This is a genomic window from Aureispira sp. CCB-E (assembly GCF_031326345.1).
In the GTDB taxonomy this organism is placed as follows: Bacteria; Bacteroidota; Bacteroidia; order Chitinophagales; family Saprospiraceae; genus Aureispira.
On the sequence record NZ_CP133671.1, the window covers coordinates 768,337 to 788,750 of the forward strand.

Below are 20,414 nucleotides of genomic sequence, written 5' to 3' on the forward strand. Positions count from 1 at the left end.
AAAGAACTTTTAATTTGTCATGAATTTTCCAGCCAAAATTTGAACTAAAAATAGAGCGTATGCCCAATTTTTAGGCATAGGCTCTAGGAGGATTACGCTTCTAGCTGTTCTAAGGTTTGAGCCAAAAATTTTCTAGGTAACTCATGCTCAGGATTGATGAGGATAGCTTGTTCAAAATAATCTTTTGCTTGTGCATAATCTGAGGATTTGAAATAGCATTCTCCAATAGAAAAAATAGCCAAAAAACTATTGGGATTGACAACCAAAGAATGCTTAAAGTCTTCAATGGCTTCCTTCCAACGACCTAAATCCATTTTGCAAAAGGCTCTATTGTCAATTGCTTCAAAAAAATGCGGAATTAATTCGATGGCTTTAGAATATTTGCCAATCGCTTCTTCATGTTTTTTTTGATTACTCAATTGATAGGCTTCTTTATAATACTTACTAGCGTATTGAACAACCTCATCGACATTACCAGTTTGCTTAATATATTCTAAATAACCAATCAAGTCTTCATCTTCTATAGACGTAGAATAGAGTAACGTCGGATTTTCAAAACCGTTTTTGTCAATAGGAGCGTGGTAGGCAATGACGCTCAAATTATCTAGTTCTTCTACTGCTGGTAAACTAGCGACTGGAGCATAAATTTTGACATGGTAGGTATTAAATTCAGCATCAAATTTTATCAATTTAAATAAATTGAATTTATCTTCCTGTTGCGTGTAAAAAATATCTCCAAGGGTAAATGTGTTATCGGGGGGATTCATTGTGATGTCGTTTTAGATTAAAATAATAAGCAAGATAGTTTGTTTGAAAATAGTTTTAACAACCATTATTGAAACCATTTACTTTTACGGTATGTAATAAAAAATTCAAGTATCAAAAGCCCTAAAGCAATCGCTACGAAAATCTGAAAATAAGATTCATAAACATCAAATTCTTGTTGCTCAAATTCTGTTTTTTCTAGTTTTGCCATTTTGTTGACTAATTTGGCAATAATTAAATCTGGGTTAGAATTGGCTTTGTAAAAATTTCCACCACCACTTAGGGCAATTTTTTTGATCAAATCTGTGTTCATTTTACTTTGAACAATTTGCCCGTCTTTGTCCAATTGAAACTGTGCATAGCCTGCATCTTTAATCGGAATTGGTGCACCAGATTCAGTGCCAACACCAACAACAAAAGTAGTGACCCCATTCGTTTTGGCTTCTTTGGCAGTTTCTACGGCATTTAACTCATGGTTTTCACCATCTGTAATGACAATCAAGGCACGTTGTTTTTTTTGTTCTTCTTTACGTCCCAATTCTACCACCATATCAATAGCAGACTCAATAGCCGTACCTTGTGTGATATCTAACTTAGGACTAGCGGTTTGTACAAAAAGTTGTGCGGCGGCGTAATCCGTTGTTAGAGGCATTTGCAAGTAAGGGTGTCCTGCAAATAGAATCAATCCAACTCGATCTCCTCGTACTGCTTTGACCAATTTTTGGGCAAATTGACGAGCACGTTCCATCCGATTTGGTTTGACATCTTCTGCCCACATACTTCTAGAAATATCCATTGCAATAAATATATCGACCCCTTCTCTTTTGACGGATTGGGTTTTATTACCCATTCTTGGATTGGCCATTGCTACCACCAAAAATGCCATAGCAAGCATAAGGATACCAAATTTTAGAGGTCCCTTGATACGAGAAATATTAGGAGCAAGTCGTTCCAATCCTATCAGTGCCCCGAAGTGTTCTCTAAGTTGATTGTTGTGTAGCGTAATGCCTACAAACAATGCAATGAGTACAGGAATACAGAGTAGTAAATAAAAATAATTGGGTTGCTCAAAATGTAACATAGGTACTGTTTTAGCGAACGATAGTTTTAAACAAAGTATTAGCTAGTAGAACTTGAATTAACAGGCAGCAAATGGCTAGCAATACAAATAAATGATATTTTTCTTGATAATTTCTTATTGTTGTCGTTTCTATTTTAGTGCGCTCTAACAAATCAATTTTACTATAAATAGCTTTCAATTGTTCCATATCTTGTGCTCTAAAGTATTCTCCTCCTGTTTCTTTGGCAATTCGTTGCAAGAGCTTTTCATCAATTTGTACTTGCTGCCAACCATAAATAAAACGCCCATTAGGATGTTGTCCAACAGGAACTTGAGCTTGTCCCTTGGTGCCGACTCCAATGGTATATACTTTTATGCCTAATTTTTTGGCAGCATCAGCAGCCTGCATAGGAGAAGCATATCCCGCATTATTTTCTCCATCTGTCAAGAGAATAATTATCTTTGATTTAGCGTCACTATCCTTTAATCGTTTGCTAGCGTTAGCCAATCCCATTCCGATAGCCGTCCCATTTTCAATCAAACCACACTCTAATGTCGATAAGAACGATTGTAAAATATTATGATCTGTTGTTAAGGGACATTGAGTAAAACTCTCTCCTGCAAAAACAACCAAACCAATACGATCGTGCTTGCGCTGTTCCACAAAATCTGCGGCTACTTTTTTAGAAGCCTCTAAACGGTCAGGTTCAAAGTCCTTTGCTAGCATCGAAACGGAAACATCCAAAGCCAACATAATATCAATACCTTCTGCATTGACATTCTCTTTTTTTAACACGACTTGCGGACGAGCTAAGGCAATGATCAAGGCTGTAATAGCCAATAATTGCAGTCCTTGAAGAACTGGGCGAGCCTTTACTTTCCAGTTTTGTGCAGCAGCAATACCTTGGGTTGATGACAGCCGTACATCGGCAACATACTCATCTTGCTTTTTATAATACCACCAAGCCATCAATGGGACTAAGATCAATAGACCTAACAAATAGGGATTGGCAAATTCTATTCCTCCAAATGACATATAATTAATTCGTTTGTGTTTCTACAGGTTGTTCTGCTTCTTCTGCTAATTTTATTTGTACAGATTCAATTAGTTCAAAACCAAAGCTCAAGGCTTTTTGGTTGGCAATATCTAAGGGTGAGGCTTTGGCAAATTTAATTAAATTTGCGTGTCTTAAAACGGTTTCAAATTCCTCGTAAAGAGAAGCCTTGAGTAAGCGGTGTTGCTTTATTTTAGGCAAAAACTCACTCACAGGGCGCTCTAATGCCTTAATGTCAAAGCGATTATTGCAATAATTTCTCAATATAAAAGAAATGCGAGTATGAAATTCTTGGTACCGTTTTTGGGCTATCAAGTCGCTTTGTTGCAAGGATTCTAATTGTTGTAAAGCAATTTCTTCTGGCGTTTTTGGAACAATGGCTCTTGCCCTATTTTTGTATTGAACAAAGGCATAAAAAGCTAAAAATGCTAGCAGTAAAATGCACAAGGCAATAACAACAGGGTGCTTAAAAAAGGCATATAGCTGATCCAAAAAATTGGGAGATTCTGCCAGTATTGTTTTTATATCTGCGACGTAAGTGCTATCGCCCGTTACTTGTGGTGCAATAACCTTCAGCATTAAGCTAGAAGATTCGAACTCTACTAAGGCACCATTTTTTTTGTAAGCAAACTTAAGAGCGGGAATTTGGTACGAGCCTGGTTCCCATGCTGTTAGGGTGAATTTTTGTTTGTAGGTATAGTTCGGATTTCCTTTGATAAGTTCTTGCTCTTGTTGGCTAATAATTTCTAACTTTTCTTTTTCTAGGATTTCATCGACTAGTGGAAATGTAGGATTATAACCCGCAGGAATATTAACAATCAATTCCATCGAAATTTGATCTCCAATCAAAAAAGATGTACTATCCATAAATATATTTGCCTGTCCCTTATCTTGGGCAACAAGTCCCAAAGAACAGCTAAATAAGAATAACAGTAAAAAGAAATAATGTTTTAACATCTTTAATTGCGTCGTTCTTTAAAGAATTTGATTAAAATACTCAAATAAGGCGCATTGGTAGCAACACTCATAACATCAGCATTGTTGCGCAAAAAAGTTTTTTTGAAATAAGTTAAGTTGTTATCATACCACTGATTGTATTGTTCCCTAACCTTTTTGGAGGAAGTATCAATCCAGTTGGTTTGTCCTGTCTCAGCATCTACTGTTGGTAATAAACCTACATTGGGCATACGAACCTCCAAAGGATCGTACAGATGAATGCCAATGGTATCGTGCCGATTAGCAGCCAATTTGATGGCATTATCATATTCTTGACACATAAAATCAGATAGGACAAAAGCCGTGCAGCGTTTGGTGATAATATTGGTTAAATATTTTAAAGGTTCGTTAAGGTTCGTCTTGGCTTGACTAGGCTTGGCATAAATCATATCTCTGAGAATACGCATGATATGCGGTTTTCCCTTTTTGGGAGGAATAAACTTCTCTACTTTATCAGAAAAGAAAATAGCCCCCACCTTGTCGTTGTTGGCACTTGCCGAGAATGCTAGAGTAGCTGCAATTTCTGTGGCAATTTCCATTTTACTCTGTTGTGTAGTTCCAAAAAATGAAGACCCACTAATATCAATTAAGAGCATAAAAGTCAGTTCTCGTTCTTCTTCAAACACTTTAACATAGGGTTCGTTGGTTCGAGCAGTAACATTCCAGTCAATATTGCGAACATCATCCCCGTATTGATATTGACGAACTTCGCTAAAAGACATACCTCGTCCCTTGAATCTTGTTTTGTAAGTACCCGAAAATACTTGGTTTGACAAGCCCCTTGTTTTGAGTTCTATTTTGCGAACTTTTTTTAATAATTCTGTTATCGTCATAATCTATTTACCATTAGTCTGCCTAAAACGGACTATTTTAATTCACAATACATATTTAAAATATAAAGAATAGAGCTACTATATTAATACCACCAATAATCAAAAAAGTTTGCAAAGAAGGATTGGCAATACTCTGCATACGAGCATCTAACAATTCAAAGACATAATTAATGATATTGCTTTTTGCTGTTTCTTTGGAACTATTACCATCGTCATTTTTATAACGTTCTGTTGCTAGCTGAATCACATCGCTAATAACTGTAAAAATAGCCAAACGATTTTTAATAAACGCTGGGATTTTATCTAAAAAAGAACCTGCTTCTTTCTGCACTTCTTCTTGTATATTGTTGTTGGTTGTAGGTACCGTATCGTCTTTAAGAATTTTGTTAAGAACCCTTCCAATTAAATTCCCCAAAACAGGGCGAATCAGTTCTTGATAAACCTGAAAAACAACTACTTGTTGACCATAAGAATAAGCTGCATAACAATAACCTAAGGGAAATAATACAGCTAAAAATAGTAGGCTAATTAAAATAGTAGTAAAAGGTGCCACTGAAATGTTTCCAACCAAAAATACTACGGCTAAAACCCAATTTAGAAGCACTCCAGAACCAATTAGTAAAAGGACTGGTAAATGGGATAGTGCAGCTTTTAGAATAAGGAATGGATTTTTTTCTGCGGCTTCTAGTTTCTCCACTGCAATATTAACCTGTTCTATTTCGTCGGTCATAATATTTTAGTTTTTTGATTCAATAGCTATTTAGAAACTTTATCGAATTTATAATTAATGAGTTATAGTTTTGTCTTAGGTGAAAAACTAAGCTTGCCGAGTTTGTTTGTGTTAGTAGCACAAAAGCCAGAGCCATGAACTTAGCTGAGGATACTACTTAGTAGCAGTGTAGCTAACTAATTACTATTGATTAAAATAAAAAGTAAAAACAAACTAAATTGGCTGCCCCTACGATAAAAAATGGAATTAACGAAGGTTCCATCAATTCAGACACTTGCAAATCTAACGATTCAAAAAAGCTAGTCATCGCTTTTTGTTTAATAACAGCTTTATCTGCTCCTGTTTGGCGTTGTGCTTTGACAATTTTTATAATATCTCCACTCGTGAAGAAAATCTGAAAATAAGCACGAATAAAGTCGGGTAGTTTTTCCAAAAAATGTTTTTTGCGTTCTTCTACTTCTTGAATAATGTTATTTTCATTGATACTGCCAGCCTCCTCAGGGTTATCTACTAGGAACTTATCCAAGGTTTTGCCAAAAACCTTGGCAGCAACTGGACGAATCCCTTCTTTATAAGCTTCCCAAAAAAGAACACTACGACCATAAGAGTAAGCAAAATAGACATAAATGATAGGAAAAATAGCAATCATTAAAATCAGACCTAAAATATACCAAAGCCAAGAGGTGCTGCTGAAGTAGCCAAATAAGAATATAAGTGCAGAAATCCAGTTGATTAGAAAACCTGCACCAATCATAAGCACAACAAAAAAAGAAGAAAGTGCTTTTTTGATTAATTGTATAGGGCTACTAAACTTATCTAATTGTTCAATTTCTTCAATTGATATCTCTTGGTTTGAATCGGACATTTATTTTACATTTTTATACATTTCAATGACATCGTGATATTGACCATCAGCCATTTTGATTTCTGCGACTCGTCTTCCTTCTTCTTCAAAGCCCATTTTTTCATATAAATGAATGGCTCTCAAATTGGTTGCAAAGACTCCTAATTTTACCTTTTCGATAACAGGATTGGCACTTGCCCATTTTAAAAGAACTTGAATCAAACAGGCTCCAATACCTTGGTCTCGGTATTCAGCTAAAACCCCCATTCCAAACTCTCCTGTATGCTCGATGCGTTTTCTGTATCCATTCCAAAAATCAATGGTTCCTACTAATTGACGATCTATTTCGGCAACAAAAATACACTTACCAATTGCTTCCGAAAAGTGCTGAATGCGTTTTAATTGCGCTTGCAAAGTCCCCGATGCTTCAAACTCTTCTAGCGAAGTCAATACTTGATCTGAGCTACCAAAAATTCGAGCTACCAAATCATTTAGCGGGAGCGCATCTTGTAATGTCGCTTCTCGAACCAAAAGAGAGGTACCATTTTTTAGGATAAAAAGCTCACGCATAATTACAGATTAAGGAATTTGAACCGTATTTAATATTTTTTCTATAATTTGTTCTGTGGTTATACTTTCAGCCTGTGCTTCATAAGTTAAGCCAATTCTATGACGCAATACATCTTGAGCAATCGCACGAATATCCTCTGGAATGACAAAAGCTCTTTTGCGCATATAAGCATGTGCTTTGGCTGCTAAAGCCATGTTAATACTAGCACGAGGAGAGCCCCCAAAAGAAATTAGAGGAGCAATTTCACTCAAACCATGTTCGCTAGGTTCGCGAGTAGCAAAAACGATATCTAGAATATATTGCTCAATACTTTCAGCCATATGGACTTTGCGGACGGTTTCCCTTGCCAATAAGATATCTTGAATAGTTGCCACAGGATTAATTTTCTCAAAACTACCTGCCATATTCATTCGCATGATTGCACGTTCGTCCTCCTTATTAGGATAAGTAATTGATGCTTTTAGCATAAAACGGTCTGTTTGTGCCTCTGGCAAAGGATAGGTTCCTTCTTGTTCAATTGGATTTTGAGTTGCCAAGACCAAAAAAGGTTCTTGTAGTTTGTAGGAAATTTCTCCGATGGTTACTTGGCGTTCCTGCATGGCTTCCAATAGAGCTGATTGGACTTTGGCAGGAGCTCGGTTGATCTCGTCTGCCAAAATAAAGTTGGCAAAAATAGGTCCTTTGCGTACTGTAAAATCATTTTCAGCTTGATTGTAAATCATCGTACCGATGATATCGGCAGGCAATAAGTCAGGTGTAAATTGTATGCGTTGAAAATCGGCACTAATAGCTTTCGACAAAGTATTAATAGCTAAGGTTTTTGCTAATCCAGGCAAACCTTCTAAAAGAATATGTCCTTGAGCTAACAATCCAATCATTAGACGTTCCAACATATATTGTTGACCAATGATGACTTTATTGGTTTCAACAAGTAAGCGTTCTATGACTTGACTTTCTAGAGCGATTTGTTCTTGAAGTAATTGTATATCTGCTGAAGTTTGCATGTTCTTTAGTTCTATTTACGTTTTAAACAGTTGTTTGGTTTGACAAAATCAAGTCTATGACAAGACTTAAGTCAAATGGATTATAATTTTGATGTGAATGTAAGCTATTGTTACGAAAGGTCTTAGCATTTAACATTCATTAACTGCGAATGTACGGATTTTATGAAAAAATAAAGACGTATTTTTCCTAAAAAGATTGTAAGTGCTAGCTTTAAGTTGGTTTAATTTTTGCTGATTATTACAGACCCCACTTTCCGTTAAAAAAGCAAATCTGTCCATCCAACTTTCTATTCTACCAAATTAAGACTACTTTTAATTTATCATTTTGTTCTTTGAATGGTCAAAGAGCACATTATTTTTATCAGAAAACTAGAGTTATGAGAAATTGCATCTTGTTATTAATCGTACTAATGTTGGGGAGTAGTGTTAATGCTCAACGAGACGATATTGTACTAACAAAAGAAAAAAAAGAATTTGCCTTTAAATCTATTCAAGACCTGAAGGAAGGAGCTCTGGTTGTTCGTTTAAAAACCAATCAACGAAAAATTGAAATCTTGGAGCGGAATCTTCGGAATCCTAACTTGACAAAAGCACAACGTAGACGACAGGAGGCTATACTAGAAGGTACTTTGAAAGTGCGAGATGATTTTAACAAGGCAATTGGGAACATGTTTAGAGACTCCTTTTCGTTTTGTCCTGTTTATCTTATGTACGATACTTGTAGCAAAGCTTTAAACCAAGGAGTTCGAGAAGGCCTGTTTTTGGGGGAGGATGGAAAGATAGATCCATCAATAAAAATTCAGGCACCACATGTATTTATTGTAAATTATAAGAAGAGTGGCGCTGATTTTCCTTTTGATGTACTTCGAGTACGAAGATTAGAAGAAAAACTAGAAGAACCTTTTCCTTACTATGTAGCTTTGCGTGAATCTTGGATTAATCAGGTTAATAGCCCTAGAGCAGCTAGAGCAGTAGAACAGCTGAATCGTAAGTTTTATAGTTTTTATAGTCGCGCCTTGGAGTATGAGAAAAAAATGGCAGAACGCGCCGCTAGAAATGCAGCCAATAAAGCTGCTGAGTCTGCTGCTAAATCAGAAGGGTAAACACGATTTCGAATAGTGTAAAAGGTATAAAAAAGTCATCCTAAAATTTGGGGGATGACTTTTTGGTTTTTAGATTTATTGCCCTTGTTTAGGAATCCCATAGGTTTCGATGTTAATGAATAACTTTATGGCTATTTTTTAGCATTCCTTTATAGACTTTTTAGCCTGTATGCTTAATAAAAAATAGCTGCTTGTATGAGGAAGTTCTAATAGTTGTTTGTGGGATTAATCCAAAAAATTAATATCATTACTGAAATACCTTCAGCATTAATCTTTGAATCATAGTATAGACAAGTAAAATGATACCAAATCAATACAAAAAGATAAGTATTTTAGGGAGCGGATGGCTAGGAAAACCCTTGTCAGATGAATTGGAGCAATTAGGCTACGTTGTCAATTGTTCTACTGCCTCGGATGAAAATTATCAACGTTTGAAAAAGTTAGGCAAAAACATTTTTCAGATTAAGGTTCGAAGTGGAAAAGTAGAGGGGATGGTCGAAAAGTTTTTAGAGGCAGATATTTTGATTGTTAATATTACTCCAAATCGAGATGAATTAGATCAAGAGCAATTTGCAAGTTTACGCCCTTTGATAGAGCAATCTGACATTCAAAAAGTTTTGCTGATTAGTTCTACTTCCGTTTATCCAAATATTAATAGAAGGGTGTCAGAAGATGAAAAAAGTGAAAATAAAACACATTATTTATATCGTAGTGAACAGTTCTTGAAGGAGAGCCAATATTTTGAAACGACCGTTGTTCGAATGGCAGGATTGATAGGAGGTGAGCGGCATCCTGGTCGTTTTTTTGCCAAAAAAGGGCATATTAAAAATGCAAGTACTCCAATCAACTTAATTCATCGAATAGATTGTATTAAGATAATAACTGAATTGATTGAGCAAGATGTATGGGGAGATGTGTTTAATGCTTGTTCAGACGAGCACCCTTTAAAGAAAGACTTTTATCCATTGGCTGCAAAGTCTATCGGTTTATCCCCTCCAACAGTAGAGGCAGAAAAAGGAGATTTTAAAATTATTGACAATCAAAAGCTCAAAGAACGTTTGAACATAACCCTTGAATATCCTGATGTAATGCTTTTATTAAAAGATGGAGCATGGATTTAAGTTTAATAAGTAGCAATGAGGATTATTTTCGTTCGTAATTATCAGGAACTCGAAAACCAACTTTCTGAACTTCATTGATTGTCATTTTAGAAAAACTCATATCTAATTTGATGATGCCTGTTTCATCGCTATCAATTTCAACATTCTTTTTACTAGGAATTTGTTCCTGTTCCAGTATTTCATAATCGCTGTAGTCGATACTAAGAGTATTTTTATCCAAAGAGCCTCGAACGGATTGGATTAGAAAAGAACCTGGGGTCATAAAAATTTTTAGCACCTTTTTTTGAGAAGAAGGTGTTTGTAAAACGTTTTGTTGGTCTCGAATAACAGAAATTAAGGACTGGGGCTCCCAAAGAATAGGGTTGCCAATAAGCAGGTCTTGTAATTGCGAAAAGCTAACCTCTAAGCCGTACTCATCTTTTAAAAACGAGAATGGGCGTCGAATGTATTGCCCATTTTGGCGATCCAAAATCTCAATTACTTCAGGAGTGATTTTGACTCTGGCACCTTCAATATTCATTTTCCTAATTTTTATCCAAATTAGACTATCTTTTTGCATTCGGATGCTTGCGGCAAAAGTTGCTTTTTCTTGATCGCTATCGACTTTTATTTTGGCATTCGTGCCAAACCATGTATAGTCAATATGATTTTTCTCTAGCTGACGCAATAAGAACTTAGCCGAGTGATTTTTGGCAGTTTTGGAGGTAAACTGTGTATTACGGCAACTCATCAATAGAGTGCTAAACAATAGAAAACATAAAAAATAGCCAGTTTTACTCATAGAGTTGCTTGGTTGATATTTTGCGTTGTAAGAGAGAAGAAGTAGACCCTTTGTCTAAGGCTTTTTGCCAATAATTAACCGCTTCATTTTCTTTGCCTAATTTAAATAGAACATCACCATAACGCTCTAGTGTTTCAGGTTGTTCATTGCCCCCAAAACTTAGTGCTTTACTAAGGGTTTGTTCAGCAATGGAATACTGGTTTTGCTTGTAAGCAATAAAGCCGCTTGTCGTTGTATATTTTGCATTTTTAGGAGCTTTTTCCAAAATACCCTCTACCAACTCTTGGGCTTTGTTAAGCATTGTTCCTCTTTTTGCCAAGCTATAAGCATAATTATGAATAATTTCAGGATCATTGGGAAACATGAGAATGGCTTCATTATAAGCTTGATCTGCTTTTTCCAAATTTTCCAAACCTTCATAACTTTTGGCTACATAGCACAATGCTTTCCCTTGAAGGTGCATGTCTGTTACCGCAATTTCGGGGACTTGTCCTAATTCCTTAATTGCTTTTTGATACGCTCCAGTTTGGTAATAAGCGATGCCAGAATAGTAATAACTAGCCGCTTGACTAGGATAGAGTTCTATAAATTGAGCACTACGTTTTTGCAACTCTTTTTGTTGGTTTGTAATTAATAAACACTCTAGTAAATTTTTCCAAAGGTTAAGATCGTTTCTGATAAACCGAATGGCTATTTTGTAATTAGAAACAGCTTGATTGTATTTTTGCTGTTGATACAATAAATCTCCTAGGATTAAATTAGCATCAGGAGAACCTGGATCTGTTTCTAATAATTTCTTACCGACCAAAACTACCTGATCCAAATAAGAAGAAGACATAGTACCTGTTTCCAATTGTTTGGACAAGGATTTTAAGGTTTCTAATTTCGTGGTCAGATTTTGATGTGGATTTTCAAATGTATTGACCAAGGCATTTAAGTAACGACTGGTATCTCCATTTTGCAAAAAGAATTCAACCATTGCCATATTGGCTGTCGGATTATTAGGGTCAATATTTAGTGCTTTTTTGTACAAACTTTTTGCTTTTTCTAAGTCTTTTGTTGAAGCATAAAAGTTAGCCAATCGAATGATGTATTCAGCTTCTTTGGGATAGGCTTGAATTAAAAGCTCAATTTCTTGACTCGCTTTTTTTTGTTTACCAGATTTCATATACAACTTGTACTTACGCATAGAGATGGTTTCTTTTATACCAACTCGTTTTTCCAGATTGTTGTATACCTTAATAGCTTGGTCAGATTTGCCACTTTTGCTTAAAAAATAGGCCCAATCAAAATACAGCTGTTCCTTCTCAGAATATTTATCCGTCAAATTTGCATATAGTTCAGCTGCCTTCTTGAAGTTACCTTCTTTTTCCAATAGACTAGCATAAAGATTATTATAAAGGAGGTTGTATTCTTCTAGTGCAACTGCTTTTTCTGCTCTATTGATTGCTTTGTCGTAAACTTCTTGTTGTTTGTACAAGCGAGCTAACTCATAATGAGCAGCTGCATTGTCATTGTCTTTTTGTAAGACTTCCAAATAACGCATAATTGCTTCATCAATATTCCCCAAAATTTTCTCTCTATTCGCTTCAATAAAGAGTTTTTCCAGCAATACATCACTTTCTTTAGGGCGTGACTTTTGAGGGGGTTGTGCGAACACCCCCACGGTTATACTTAGTAAAAGTATAAGAAGTGACCATTGTTTAGGGGTAAAATTATGCATGATAGTATTATTTTTAGTAGACCATACAATTTTTTGATTCTCCTTTGAAAGAAAATTTGTTTATAGTATTGATTATGAGTAAACTGTATTTAGTTTGTTTGGATGTAGGGGCATAATAACCAATCCCATAACTATTTGTACGAACTATTGAATTTATTAAGTGTAAACTCAGAAGAGCGCACTAATAATATACAAAATTTTATCCAAATGATAGATAATTTTGTTAATCAATTGTTATTGTTTTAAACAAAACAGCTAGAATGAATCCATGCAGGTTGAGCTATATTTAAAAAGGGGGAAATTTAAATGCAACTCCTTTCTATTGATGGAATTTAGAGAAATCGCTTAAGCTAAGCTCGGATTTTTTAGCAATATATTCTGTGTGAGAGCCCAACATAGAGTTTTCGGTAACCACATTATTAACAGTAGAGTGATCTTGGATGATGCTTTTGCTGATAATAGAATTCTCAATCACAGCATTTCTACTAATAGAAACATGCGGTCCAATCACAGAATTTTTGATCACTACATCTTGGTCAATAAAACAAGGAGGAACAATGGTAGAATTTTCTACTGTAATATTTGAAGCGACTGTTGCAGCGTTGTTCTTGGTTTCCAAAACACGTTCATTGGCGTACAAAACAGCATTTTTGTTGCCACAGTCAAGCCACTCTTGGATTTGATGTGTACGGAATTTGACACCTTTTTGGCGCATATTTTCTAGGGCATTGGTGATTTGATATTCCCCTTTATCCATAATATTATTATCAATCAAATATTGCAACTCATTTTTGAGCATATTAGCATCTTTAAAATAATAGATACCAATGATTGCCAAATCAGAAACAAAAGTAGTTGGCTTTTCGACAAACTCACTAATATAGCCTTCTTCATCGAGTGTAACAACACCATAAGCAGATGGATCCTCAATTTGTTGTACCCAAAGAACACTTTCTTGTTCTGTATCCAAAGCAAAATCAGATTTGAATAATGTATCTGCAAAGGCAACAATAACATTACCACTTAAACTTTCTTGAGCGCAAAGAATAGCATGAGCCGTGCCTAATTTTTCAGTTTGATGATAGACCGAACCTTTAGCTCCAAGGCTTTCAGCGAGTGCCACCAATTCATTTTCCACGTCTTCTCCAAAATCTCCAATAATAAAGGCAACTTCTTCGATTGTGTCGCCATAAGCTTCGGCTAAATCTTCTACCAATCTTCTTACAATAGATTTACCAGCAATTTCTACTAAAGGTTTAGGTACTGTTAAAGTATGAGGGCGAAGACGTGTTCCACGACCAGCCATTGGTATTATTATCTTCATAAATTTCTTTCTTGTTTTAGCCCCAAAAGGCATCTGTTTGGTAATTTAAATTTTTGGATACAGAATTACTATAGGAGTTGTAATCCGTATTTCAAAACACAAATTAATGGTGGTCGAAACTAGGATTTTCCTGTACTACCATAGCCACCAGTTCCTCGATCACTTTCGGCAAGGCTGTTCACTTCTTCCCATTGGATCGATTCGTACTTGGCAATAACCATTTGTGCAATGCGTTCAGAAGGTTCAATTTCTATAGGAGTAGAGGACAAATTAATAAGAATAACGCCTATTTCGCCTCTATAATCCGAATCAATAGTTCCTGGGGCATTAGGAATTGACAAACCTTTCTTGAGGGCTAAACCACTTCGGGGGCGAATTTGAGCTTCATATCCTACAGGGAGTTCCATAAAAAGTCCTGTTGGAATCACTTTTCTTTCTAATGGTTGTAATACAATTGTTGTATCAATATTGGCTCTCAAGTCCATACCCGCACTACCATTTGTAGCATAATGCGGAAGAGCATTTTTAGATTTATTTATAATCTTAACATTCATGTTTCTCTGCCTTCTAGGCTTTTCTCTACAACACAATTAATTCTAATTCAAAAAATAGATTTAAATCGTTTGCTTATTGTTTTTTTTTCGAGTTAATGATTTTTTAAGCCGTTTGCTACCGATTATCAATAGTTCACAAAAAAAGGATCAAACTAATTGTTAATAGTAACAAGATTCTCAAACGTTAGTATAAGGTGGTTTTTTAGTTTTTCTTAGCTAAATTTATAATATGTAAGTTTACGTTGTTTGGTTGGGGAAAGTATAGGATGACAAGGCATATTGACGACCAATACAAGCGTGTCTAGTATTGCAAGAAATTACTTAGTGAACAACTATAATTTACACCTATGGTTATTCTATTAGAAACGCACCAAATATCAAATTATGACCTACTTATCAAAATATAGCCCCCAAATATAGTAAGTTTTTTTAGAATAAAGGGGTGTGGGGAATAGATGTTTTGGGTCTAAAAAAAGAAGTAGTTTAATTTGTAGTAGTAAAAAAAAAATATGACCTAGTTTTACCAAGCAATTTCTTGAACTTCAATATCTGTTTTTAGATATTTTATAATTCTAAGAATACCATTCCCAATATCCAGATGCCATTGATTTTCAGTATGGAGTGTTGCAACCATAGAAAGGTTGTTTCCTTGTTTATTGGAAAGCCAAAGATGGCGTGTTTTGGACTCAATGTGATACGTCTCTACAAGTAATTTGTTCTTTAGATTTCTATAAGGAATTGCTTTATTATTCAGCAAATTTGTCTCTTCATTGAACAATAAACGTTGGTTTTCTTCATGATATTCCTTTTCAAACAAGATTTTTTGAATAGATTCAGTGCGGGCAATCTCATTTGAAAATAAAGCATTTTTAGTTTGCGTATTGATATCCCAAATGAATAAATTAGAAAAAGGCTTTTCTTCCTTCGAGTCTCGCTTGATTAAACTTGTTTTCTGAGGAGAAGGAGTGTGCCGCATCGTAATATAAAGAAGGTTAAATGTACTTTCGTAAAAAACACGATTGTTACTAAATGCTGGATAACTTTTCATTGAAGAATAATCTAGGAATATGGTGGATGAATTGGTAAAATTAGGTTTTAGCACAGGCTTGCTTACATGACAACATTTGGTGTTGCAGGTTCAATTTTGGCTGGTTTTTTAACATTTAGGTCGGTGTACACAAATTCGACGCTTTTGTTGGTACAATAAAGATCAATATGTCGATTGCCTGTAATCCATACGTAACGAGCGCAACCCTTTTGAGTAGGTAGTTGAAAATTATGTGGACCATACCAATTTGTCAAAAGTGCATGGACTTCAGCTAAAAAGTCACTCTTGCTTAGTTTTCGAAATTTGCTAGGCTTGCAAATGGTTTGATAAACGCCACCATTGCGACTATATTCAAAATCCATATAAGTATTGGAACGACCACTTTCTAATTTTAATTGGTAAACATATTCATAGCGATTTGAAGATTTTTTGACGCGAACTAAATGCTTTTTTTGTTTCATTCTAAGCATATGCTTGGTGACTTCACGCTTGGTCATACCTAGTTCAAAACTAGCAATAATCGTTTCGACACGGTTAGATTTGGAGCGATTGGCTAAGTCTACTTGTTCTTGTATCATAGCATCCATATCCTCCTGGAGATTAGCAGTATTGTAGGTGCCATCAGCATTTTCTTGATTTCCAGTAGTGTATTCATTGGTGCCTAGACTGTCACCGTAAAGAGAATTGCTATCACTATGGCTATTGCCACCATTGCCTTCTCCACAAGAAGAACAAGAAGAAATCATGCATATGGCTGTTATGGTAAATACTAAGAGTTGTAACTTCATATTAAGACACGTAAAAAATGATAAAATTGGATTGATTGCTAAGATTTGATTCCATCGTTTGGTACTTGGTTATAATCAAGGGATTATTGGTATTGTTTGTATTGGTAAACGTACTAGGGGATGGAATTGGTCGAAGAATTATTGTCTTTAAGCGAAAAATTCGCTCAAATAGGTTAAGAAATAAATTTCAAGAAACTATCTCATTCGTTTGTAAGTTAAGTACAAAGATGGTAAAGTTTAGTTAATAGTCGGATTAATTTTTAGAAGCCCTTATTGTTTTTAAAATAGTTCGTACGGTTGTTTTTGGGAATGTATTTGAATCAGCTTTCAGGAGTCTCAAAAGACGTTCCACTTTTTTTGTTAATAAATGTTAAAAAACTAAGGAAACTTTGAAAATGACTTTGGTTTCCTGCGTTTTTATTCTATCTTTGCGGCTAAGAACGAATTTTTTTGTCCAAATGGAAACTACAGAAACGAATAGAGTTTCTAAGGTTTTCTTAAAAAGATGAAAAAATGTGTTCATTAAATTGAAAAATAAAGTTGTATCAAATTTACATGAAGCTCTTGGATGAGATTAAGCAAAAAAGAGACTTTGTGTGATGGTTCAAAGAACGAAAAATAGCAAGCGACTTGGATGAATTAACAAAAATATTGGATGCTTCAGAAAGTTTATTTAAGAAGTATGGAATTCGGAGTGTAACAATGATGGATATTGCCAAAGAGTTGGGCATGTCTAAAAAAACATTGTATGTACATATTGAAAATAAGCACGATTTGGTGGCAAAAGTCATGAAACGACATATTGTCAAAGATAAAGAAGCGTGTTTTTCGATAGAGAACAAGGCTGGGAATGCTTTAGATGAGTTGTTGATGTTTATTCTCTATATGCAACAGCAGATAGATGGAATGAATCCTTCTATTATTTACGATTTGCAAAAATACCATCGACCAGTCTGGGAAATGTTAGACGATTTTAATCGAAAGTATATGTTAGAAATCGTTGTTAATAACTTAAAAAGAGGGGTAGAAGAAGGTTTGTATAGAGAAAATTTAAACGTTTCTCTGATTTCGAGATTGCACATTAGTTTGATGCCAATACTAGCAAATGACAAACTGTTTCCTGCTAAGGTATTTCCAACGGATCAACTGCATCGAGAATTTATGCGTTACCACATCCATGGAATTGTCTCAGAAAAAGGACGCAAATTATTAAAACCAATATTGGATAATTTAGATCCTACAGGTGAAATATATTAAATGTAAGAATAAGTAATTGCTAAAGAAAATTATAAAAACCATGTATTGTGCAGGTTCCTCCGCATGGCAAAAACTTTACCCTTATTGTAAGGAGCGATACTCAAATAAGATGGTTTCCCAATAATTTCAGACTCATTTACTTAGAACTATAAAATTGTAATTTTAACACGATATCATGAAAAGACTAAACAGTTTATTAATTGTTTTGGTAGTAGCGATGACAAGCTTACAAGCTCAAGACGTAGAGCAGTTTTCTTTGTCAGAAGCAGTTGCTTATGCTCAGACCCATAGCAATAGTATACGAACCGCTGAATTAGAGATTGCAAAAGCAAAAGCAGAGGTTCAAGAATACACAGCTATAGGAATCCCCAAATTGAATGCAGGCTTAGATTATAATTATTATATACATCTTCCTACACAGTTGATTCCAAATGATGCTTTTTCTTTTGAGATTCCTGGATTTCCACTTCCAGAACCAGAGCCTGGCTATTCTGAAACACAGTTTGGAACACGTAATAACTTAACATTTGCACTCAATCTAAATACATTGGTTGTAGATGGATCTTATTTTGTTGGGCTCAAAGCTTCTAGAGGTTTAATGGAAATGACAAGACGCCAAGCAGCTCTAACCAAATATGATATTAAACATACAATCGTAAAAGCTTATCTACAGGTCTTGATAGCAGAAGAAAACAAAGGGGTTTTGCTTCGCAACATTGAGAATGTAGAAAAAATGAAAGAAGAAACACAGGCATTTTTAGACAATGGAATGGTAGAACAATTGGATGTTGACCGTCTGGAGTTGTCCTTGTCCAATCTTCAAGTAGAGTTAGAGTTGTTAGCACGTCAAACCGAGTTGGCTTATAATGTTCTTAAGTTTCAAATGAATTATCCGTTGGAGGGCAAAATTGAATTGACCAATAAATTGGATGATGTATTGGCTTTGCCTGATGCCGAAGATTTGGATGGAGAAATTGCTTTTGATCGTCGTATAGAAACAGATATATTAAAGCAAACAATTCACTTGAATGAGCTGAATGTAAAGCGTTTTCACATGGGATATTTGCCAAGTTTGTCAGCTTTTGCAGTGCATCAACAGGTATTACAACGCGATGACTTGTTCGATGGCAGTCAACCAGGGTTCTTTCCAACTACTATTGTAGGTTTAAAGTTAAACGTTCCTATTTTTGATGGTTTGGACAAAGCTGCTAAAATTAAAAAAGCAAGAATTGATGTGGCAAAGTTCAAACTACAATTGAACGATTTGGAACGTAGTATTACCCTTCAAGTGACGAATGCTAGAGCAATTTACAACAATGCTAGAGAGCGATTGGCTAGCCAAGAGAAAAATTTAGCCTTGGCTGAGCGAATACTCAAAACAACTAGAATCAAATATAGAGAAGGGGTTGGGTCTAGTTTGGAAATGACTCAAGCAGAACAAGAACTATATCGCACACAAGCTAATCGTTTGAATGCCTTGTATGAATTGGTCGTTGCCAAAGCAGATTTGGACAAAGCTTTGGGGAAATAATATCTGTTATTAGGTATTTATAATTGCCATGACAACTATTTTTTACACATTTTGAGAATGAGATAAAGGTCGTTGAGAGCTGTATTTTGAGAAAAACAGCTTTTGACGATCGGTTTGCTATAAAATTAAAGAATCACGTTAGAACATAACAAAAATTAAGAAATGAAAAATATATTTTATCTTTTTGCTCTTGCTGGTTTTATCTTAGCTACTTCTTGTGGTGGTGGAGAAACAACATCAGAAGAAAGTCCCCAAACTTTGGATGCTGCTCGTAAAGTTTTGCAAGAAAAACGCAAGAAGCTTCAAGAGCTAAAGAAAGAGGTTGCGGAAGCAGAAGCGGTGGTGAATAAGTTAGATCCTAGATCAAAAAAGAAATCTGTAACGCCTGTTACAACTGCCAAAGTACAAGTCAAAGATTTTAACCACTATGTAGAAGTGCAAGGAAATGTAGTGCCAGCACAAGATCCTGGTATGGCTAGTAGCGAGACGGGTGGAAGAATTATGGATTTGACCGTAAAGGAAGGTGATTATGTCAAAAAAGGAGACTTGATTGCTAAAATTAATTTAGAAAGTATCAAGAAAAGCATTGCTCAGTTGGATGAATCCTTGAGCCTCGCACAGGATATGTTTAAGCGCCAAGAAAACCTTTGGAACCAAAAAATTGGTTCTGAAGTACAATACTTGCAAGCTAAAAGTCAAGTGGAATCTTTGTTGAAGAACAAAGAAAGTTTAGAATACGAGTTGACCAAATCGAATGTTTATGCGCCAATTAGTGGTTATGTGGATATGGTAATGGCAAAAGAAGGAGAAATGGCTGGTCCTGGAACTCCAATTGTTCAAATCTTGAATACCAAGAACCTGAAAGTAGTGGCTGCCATTCCTGAAATATATCTAGGAAATGTGAAAAAAGGAGAAGGCGTACTTTTGAAATTCCCTGCATTAAATGAAGAGCAAAAAGGTCGAGTGACTTCGATTGGACGTACCATCAACCCTGCCAATAGAACCTTTGAAGTAGAAGCATCTATCAATAGTCAGAATGGTTTGTTGAAACCTAATTTATTGGCAACAATGTTGGTCAATGACTTTTCTAAAAAGGATGCTATTGTTGTGCCCGATCAGTTAATTTTGCAAGATGTAAGTGGGGCAGACTATGTAATGGTTCTAGAAGGAAATAAAGCGGTAAAAAAATTAGTGACTATGGGAAGAGGGTATCGTAATGAAACTATTATCACTTCAGGATTAAATGGTGATGAAACACTGTTGATAAAAGGAGCTCGTCAAGTTTCGGATGGCGATTTGGTAGAAGTTTTACCAGAATAGGCGTTT

At 35.3% G+C, this 20,414-nt stretch carries 20 protein-coding genes; 5 read left to right on the forward strand and 15 right to left on the reverse strand.

Annotation, left to right across the window (positions count from 1 at the left end; all coding sequences use genetic code 11):
• Nucleotides 1-92 precede the first annotated feature (92 nt).
• The 9 genes from QP953_RS02975 to QP953_RS03015 all read right to left on the reverse strand — a co-directional run bounded on the left by QP953_RS02975 (nt 93) and on the right by QP953_RS03015 (nt 7,858).
• Complete coding sequence (locus QP953_RS02975) at nt 93-767, reverse strand: tetratricopeptide repeat protein (RefSeq protein ID WP_309553915.1); 675 nt, start codon at nt 765-767, stop codon at nt 93-95.
• Between the two features lie 65 nt (nt 768-832).
• Nucleotides 833-1,846, reverse strand: coding sequence for a VWA domain-containing protein (locus QP953_RS02980; protein WP_052597938.1), 1,014 nt, complete (start codon nt 1,844-1,846; stop codon nt 833-835).
• A 10-nt stretch (nt 1,847-1,856) separates the two neighbouring features.
• A complete protein-coding gene (locus QP953_RS02985) occupies nt 1,857-2,861 on the reverse strand; it encodes a VWA domain-containing protein (RefSeq protein ID WP_309553916.1) in 1,005 nt (334 codons plus the stop codon).
• 4 nt (nt 2,862-2,865) lie between these two features.
• Nucleotides 2,866-3,837, reverse strand: a complete 972-nt coding sequence (locus tag QP953_RS02990) for a hypothetical protein (RefSeq protein ID WP_309553917.1) — start codon at nt 3,835-3,837, stop codon at nt 2,866-2,868.
• Between the two features lie 2 nt (nt 3,838-3,839).
• A complete protein-coding gene (locus QP953_RS02995; RefSeq protein WP_309553918.1) occupies nt 3,840-4,709 on the reverse strand; it encodes a DUF58 domain-containing protein in 870 nt (289 codons plus the stop codon).
• Nucleotides 4,710-4,764: 55 nt separating this feature from the next.
• Entirely contained in the window at nt 4,765-5,439 is a 675-nt protein-coding gene (locus tag QP953_RS03000; RefSeq protein ID WP_309553919.1) for a hypothetical protein, read from the reverse strand.
• Between the two features lie 190 nt (nt 5,440-5,629).
• Nucleotides 5,630-6,304, reverse strand: a complete 675-nt coding sequence (locus QP953_RS03005; protein WP_309553920.1) for a hypothetical protein — start codon at nt 6,302-6,304, stop codon at nt 5,630-5,632.
• Nucleotides 6,305-6,853, reverse strand: a complete 549-nt coding sequence (locus tag QP953_RS03010; RefSeq protein ID WP_052597944.1) for a GNAT family N-acetyltransferase — start codon at nt 6,851-6,853, stop codon at nt 6,305-6,307.
• Nucleotides 6,854-6,862: 9 nt separating this feature from the next.
• On the reverse strand, nt 6,863-7,858 hold the full coding sequence (locus tag QP953_RS03015) for a MoxR family ATPase (protein WP_052597945.1): 996 nt from the start codon (nt 7,856-7,858) through the stop codon (nt 6,863-6,865).
• A gap of 377 nt (nt 7,859-8,235) precedes the next feature.
• Here QP953_RS03015 and QP953_RS03020 point away from each other — a divergent pair, with 377 nt between their 5' ends.
• Together QP953_RS03020 and QP953_RS03025 are read left to right on the forward strand one after the other, a co-directional pair.
• A complete protein-coding gene (locus QP953_RS03020; RefSeq protein ID WP_052597946.1) occupies nt 8,236-8,961 on the forward strand; it encodes a hypothetical protein in 726 nt (241 codons plus the stop codon).
• Between the two features lie 299 nt (nt 8,962-9,260).
• Nucleotides 9,261-10,082, forward strand: a complete 822-nt coding sequence (locus QP953_RS03025) for a hypothetical protein (protein WP_309553921.1) — start codon at nt 9,261-9,263, stop codon at nt 10,080-10,082.
• 22 nt (nt 10,083-10,104) lie between these two features.
• Here the strand turns inward: QP953_RS03025 and QP953_RS03030 are convergent, their stop codons facing one another.
• The 6 genes from QP953_RS03030 to QP953_RS03055 all read right to left on the reverse strand — a co-directional run bounded on the left by QP953_RS03030 (nt 10,105) and on the right by QP953_RS03055 (nt 16,300).
• Nucleotides 10,105-10,812, reverse strand: a complete 708-nt coding sequence (locus QP953_RS03030; protein WP_309553922.1) for a DUF4292 domain-containing protein — start codon at nt 10,810-10,812, stop codon at nt 10,105-10,107.
• 43 nt (nt 10,813-10,855) lie between these two features.
• Nucleotides 10,856-12,586: a tetratricopeptide repeat protein gene (locus QP953_RS03035; protein WP_309553923.1), complete on the reverse strand. Its 1,731-nt coding sequence runs from the start codon at nt 12,584-12,586 to the stop codon at nt 10,856-10,858.
• Between the two features lie 319 nt (nt 12,587-12,905).
• Nucleotides 12,906-13,910: a sugar nucleotidyltransferase gene (locus tag QP953_RS03040; protein WP_052598022.1), complete on the reverse strand. Its 1,005-nt coding sequence runs from the start codon at nt 13,908-13,910 to the stop codon at nt 12,906-12,908.
• A gap of 119 nt (nt 13,911-14,029) precedes the next feature.
• Complete coding sequence (gene dut, locus QP953_RS03045; RefSeq protein WP_052597950.1) at nt 14,030-14,464, reverse strand: dUTP diphosphatase; 435 nt, start codon at nt 14,462-14,464, stop codon at nt 14,030-14,032.
• A 520-nt stretch (nt 14,465-14,984) separates the two neighbouring features.
• Nucleotides 14,985-15,512, reverse strand: a complete 528-nt coding sequence (locus tag QP953_RS03050) for a hypothetical protein (protein ID WP_309553924.1) — start codon at nt 15,510-15,512, stop codon at nt 14,985-14,987.
• A gap of 62 nt (nt 15,513-15,574) precedes the next feature.
• Nucleotides 15,575-16,300, reverse strand: a complete 726-nt coding sequence (locus tag QP953_RS03055) for a hypothetical protein (protein WP_309553926.1) — start codon at nt 16,298-16,300, stop codon at nt 15,575-15,577.
• A gap of 630 nt (nt 16,301-16,930) precedes the next feature.
• On the opposite strand from QP953_RS03055, the gene QP953_RS03060 reads away from it, so the two are divergent.
• The 3 genes from QP953_RS03060 to QP953_RS03070 all read left to right on the forward strand — a co-directional run bounded on the left by QP953_RS03060 (nt 16,931) and on the right by QP953_RS03070 (nt 20,408).
• Nucleotides 16,931-17,557 carry a TetR/AcrR family transcriptional regulator gene (locus QP953_RS03060; protein ID WP_052597953.1) on the forward strand — a complete coding sequence of 209 codons (627 nt, stop codon included), beginning with the start codon at nt 16,931-16,933 and terminating at the stop codon, nt 17,555-17,557.
• A 175-nt stretch (nt 17,558-17,732) separates the two neighbouring features.
• Nucleotides 17,733-19,088, forward strand: coding sequence for a TolC family protein (locus QP953_RS03065; RefSeq protein WP_052597954.1), 1,356 nt, complete (start codon nt 17,733-17,735; stop codon nt 19,086-19,088).
• Between the two features lie 162 nt (nt 19,089-19,250).
• Nucleotides 19,251-20,408 (forward strand): efflux RND transporter periplasmic adaptor subunit, encoded by a 1,158-nt coding sequence (locus QP953_RS03070; RefSeq protein WP_309553928.1) that lies wholly within the window; start codon nt 19,251-19,253, stop codon nt 20,406-20,408.
• Nucleotides 20,409-20,414 lie beyond the last annotated feature (6 nt).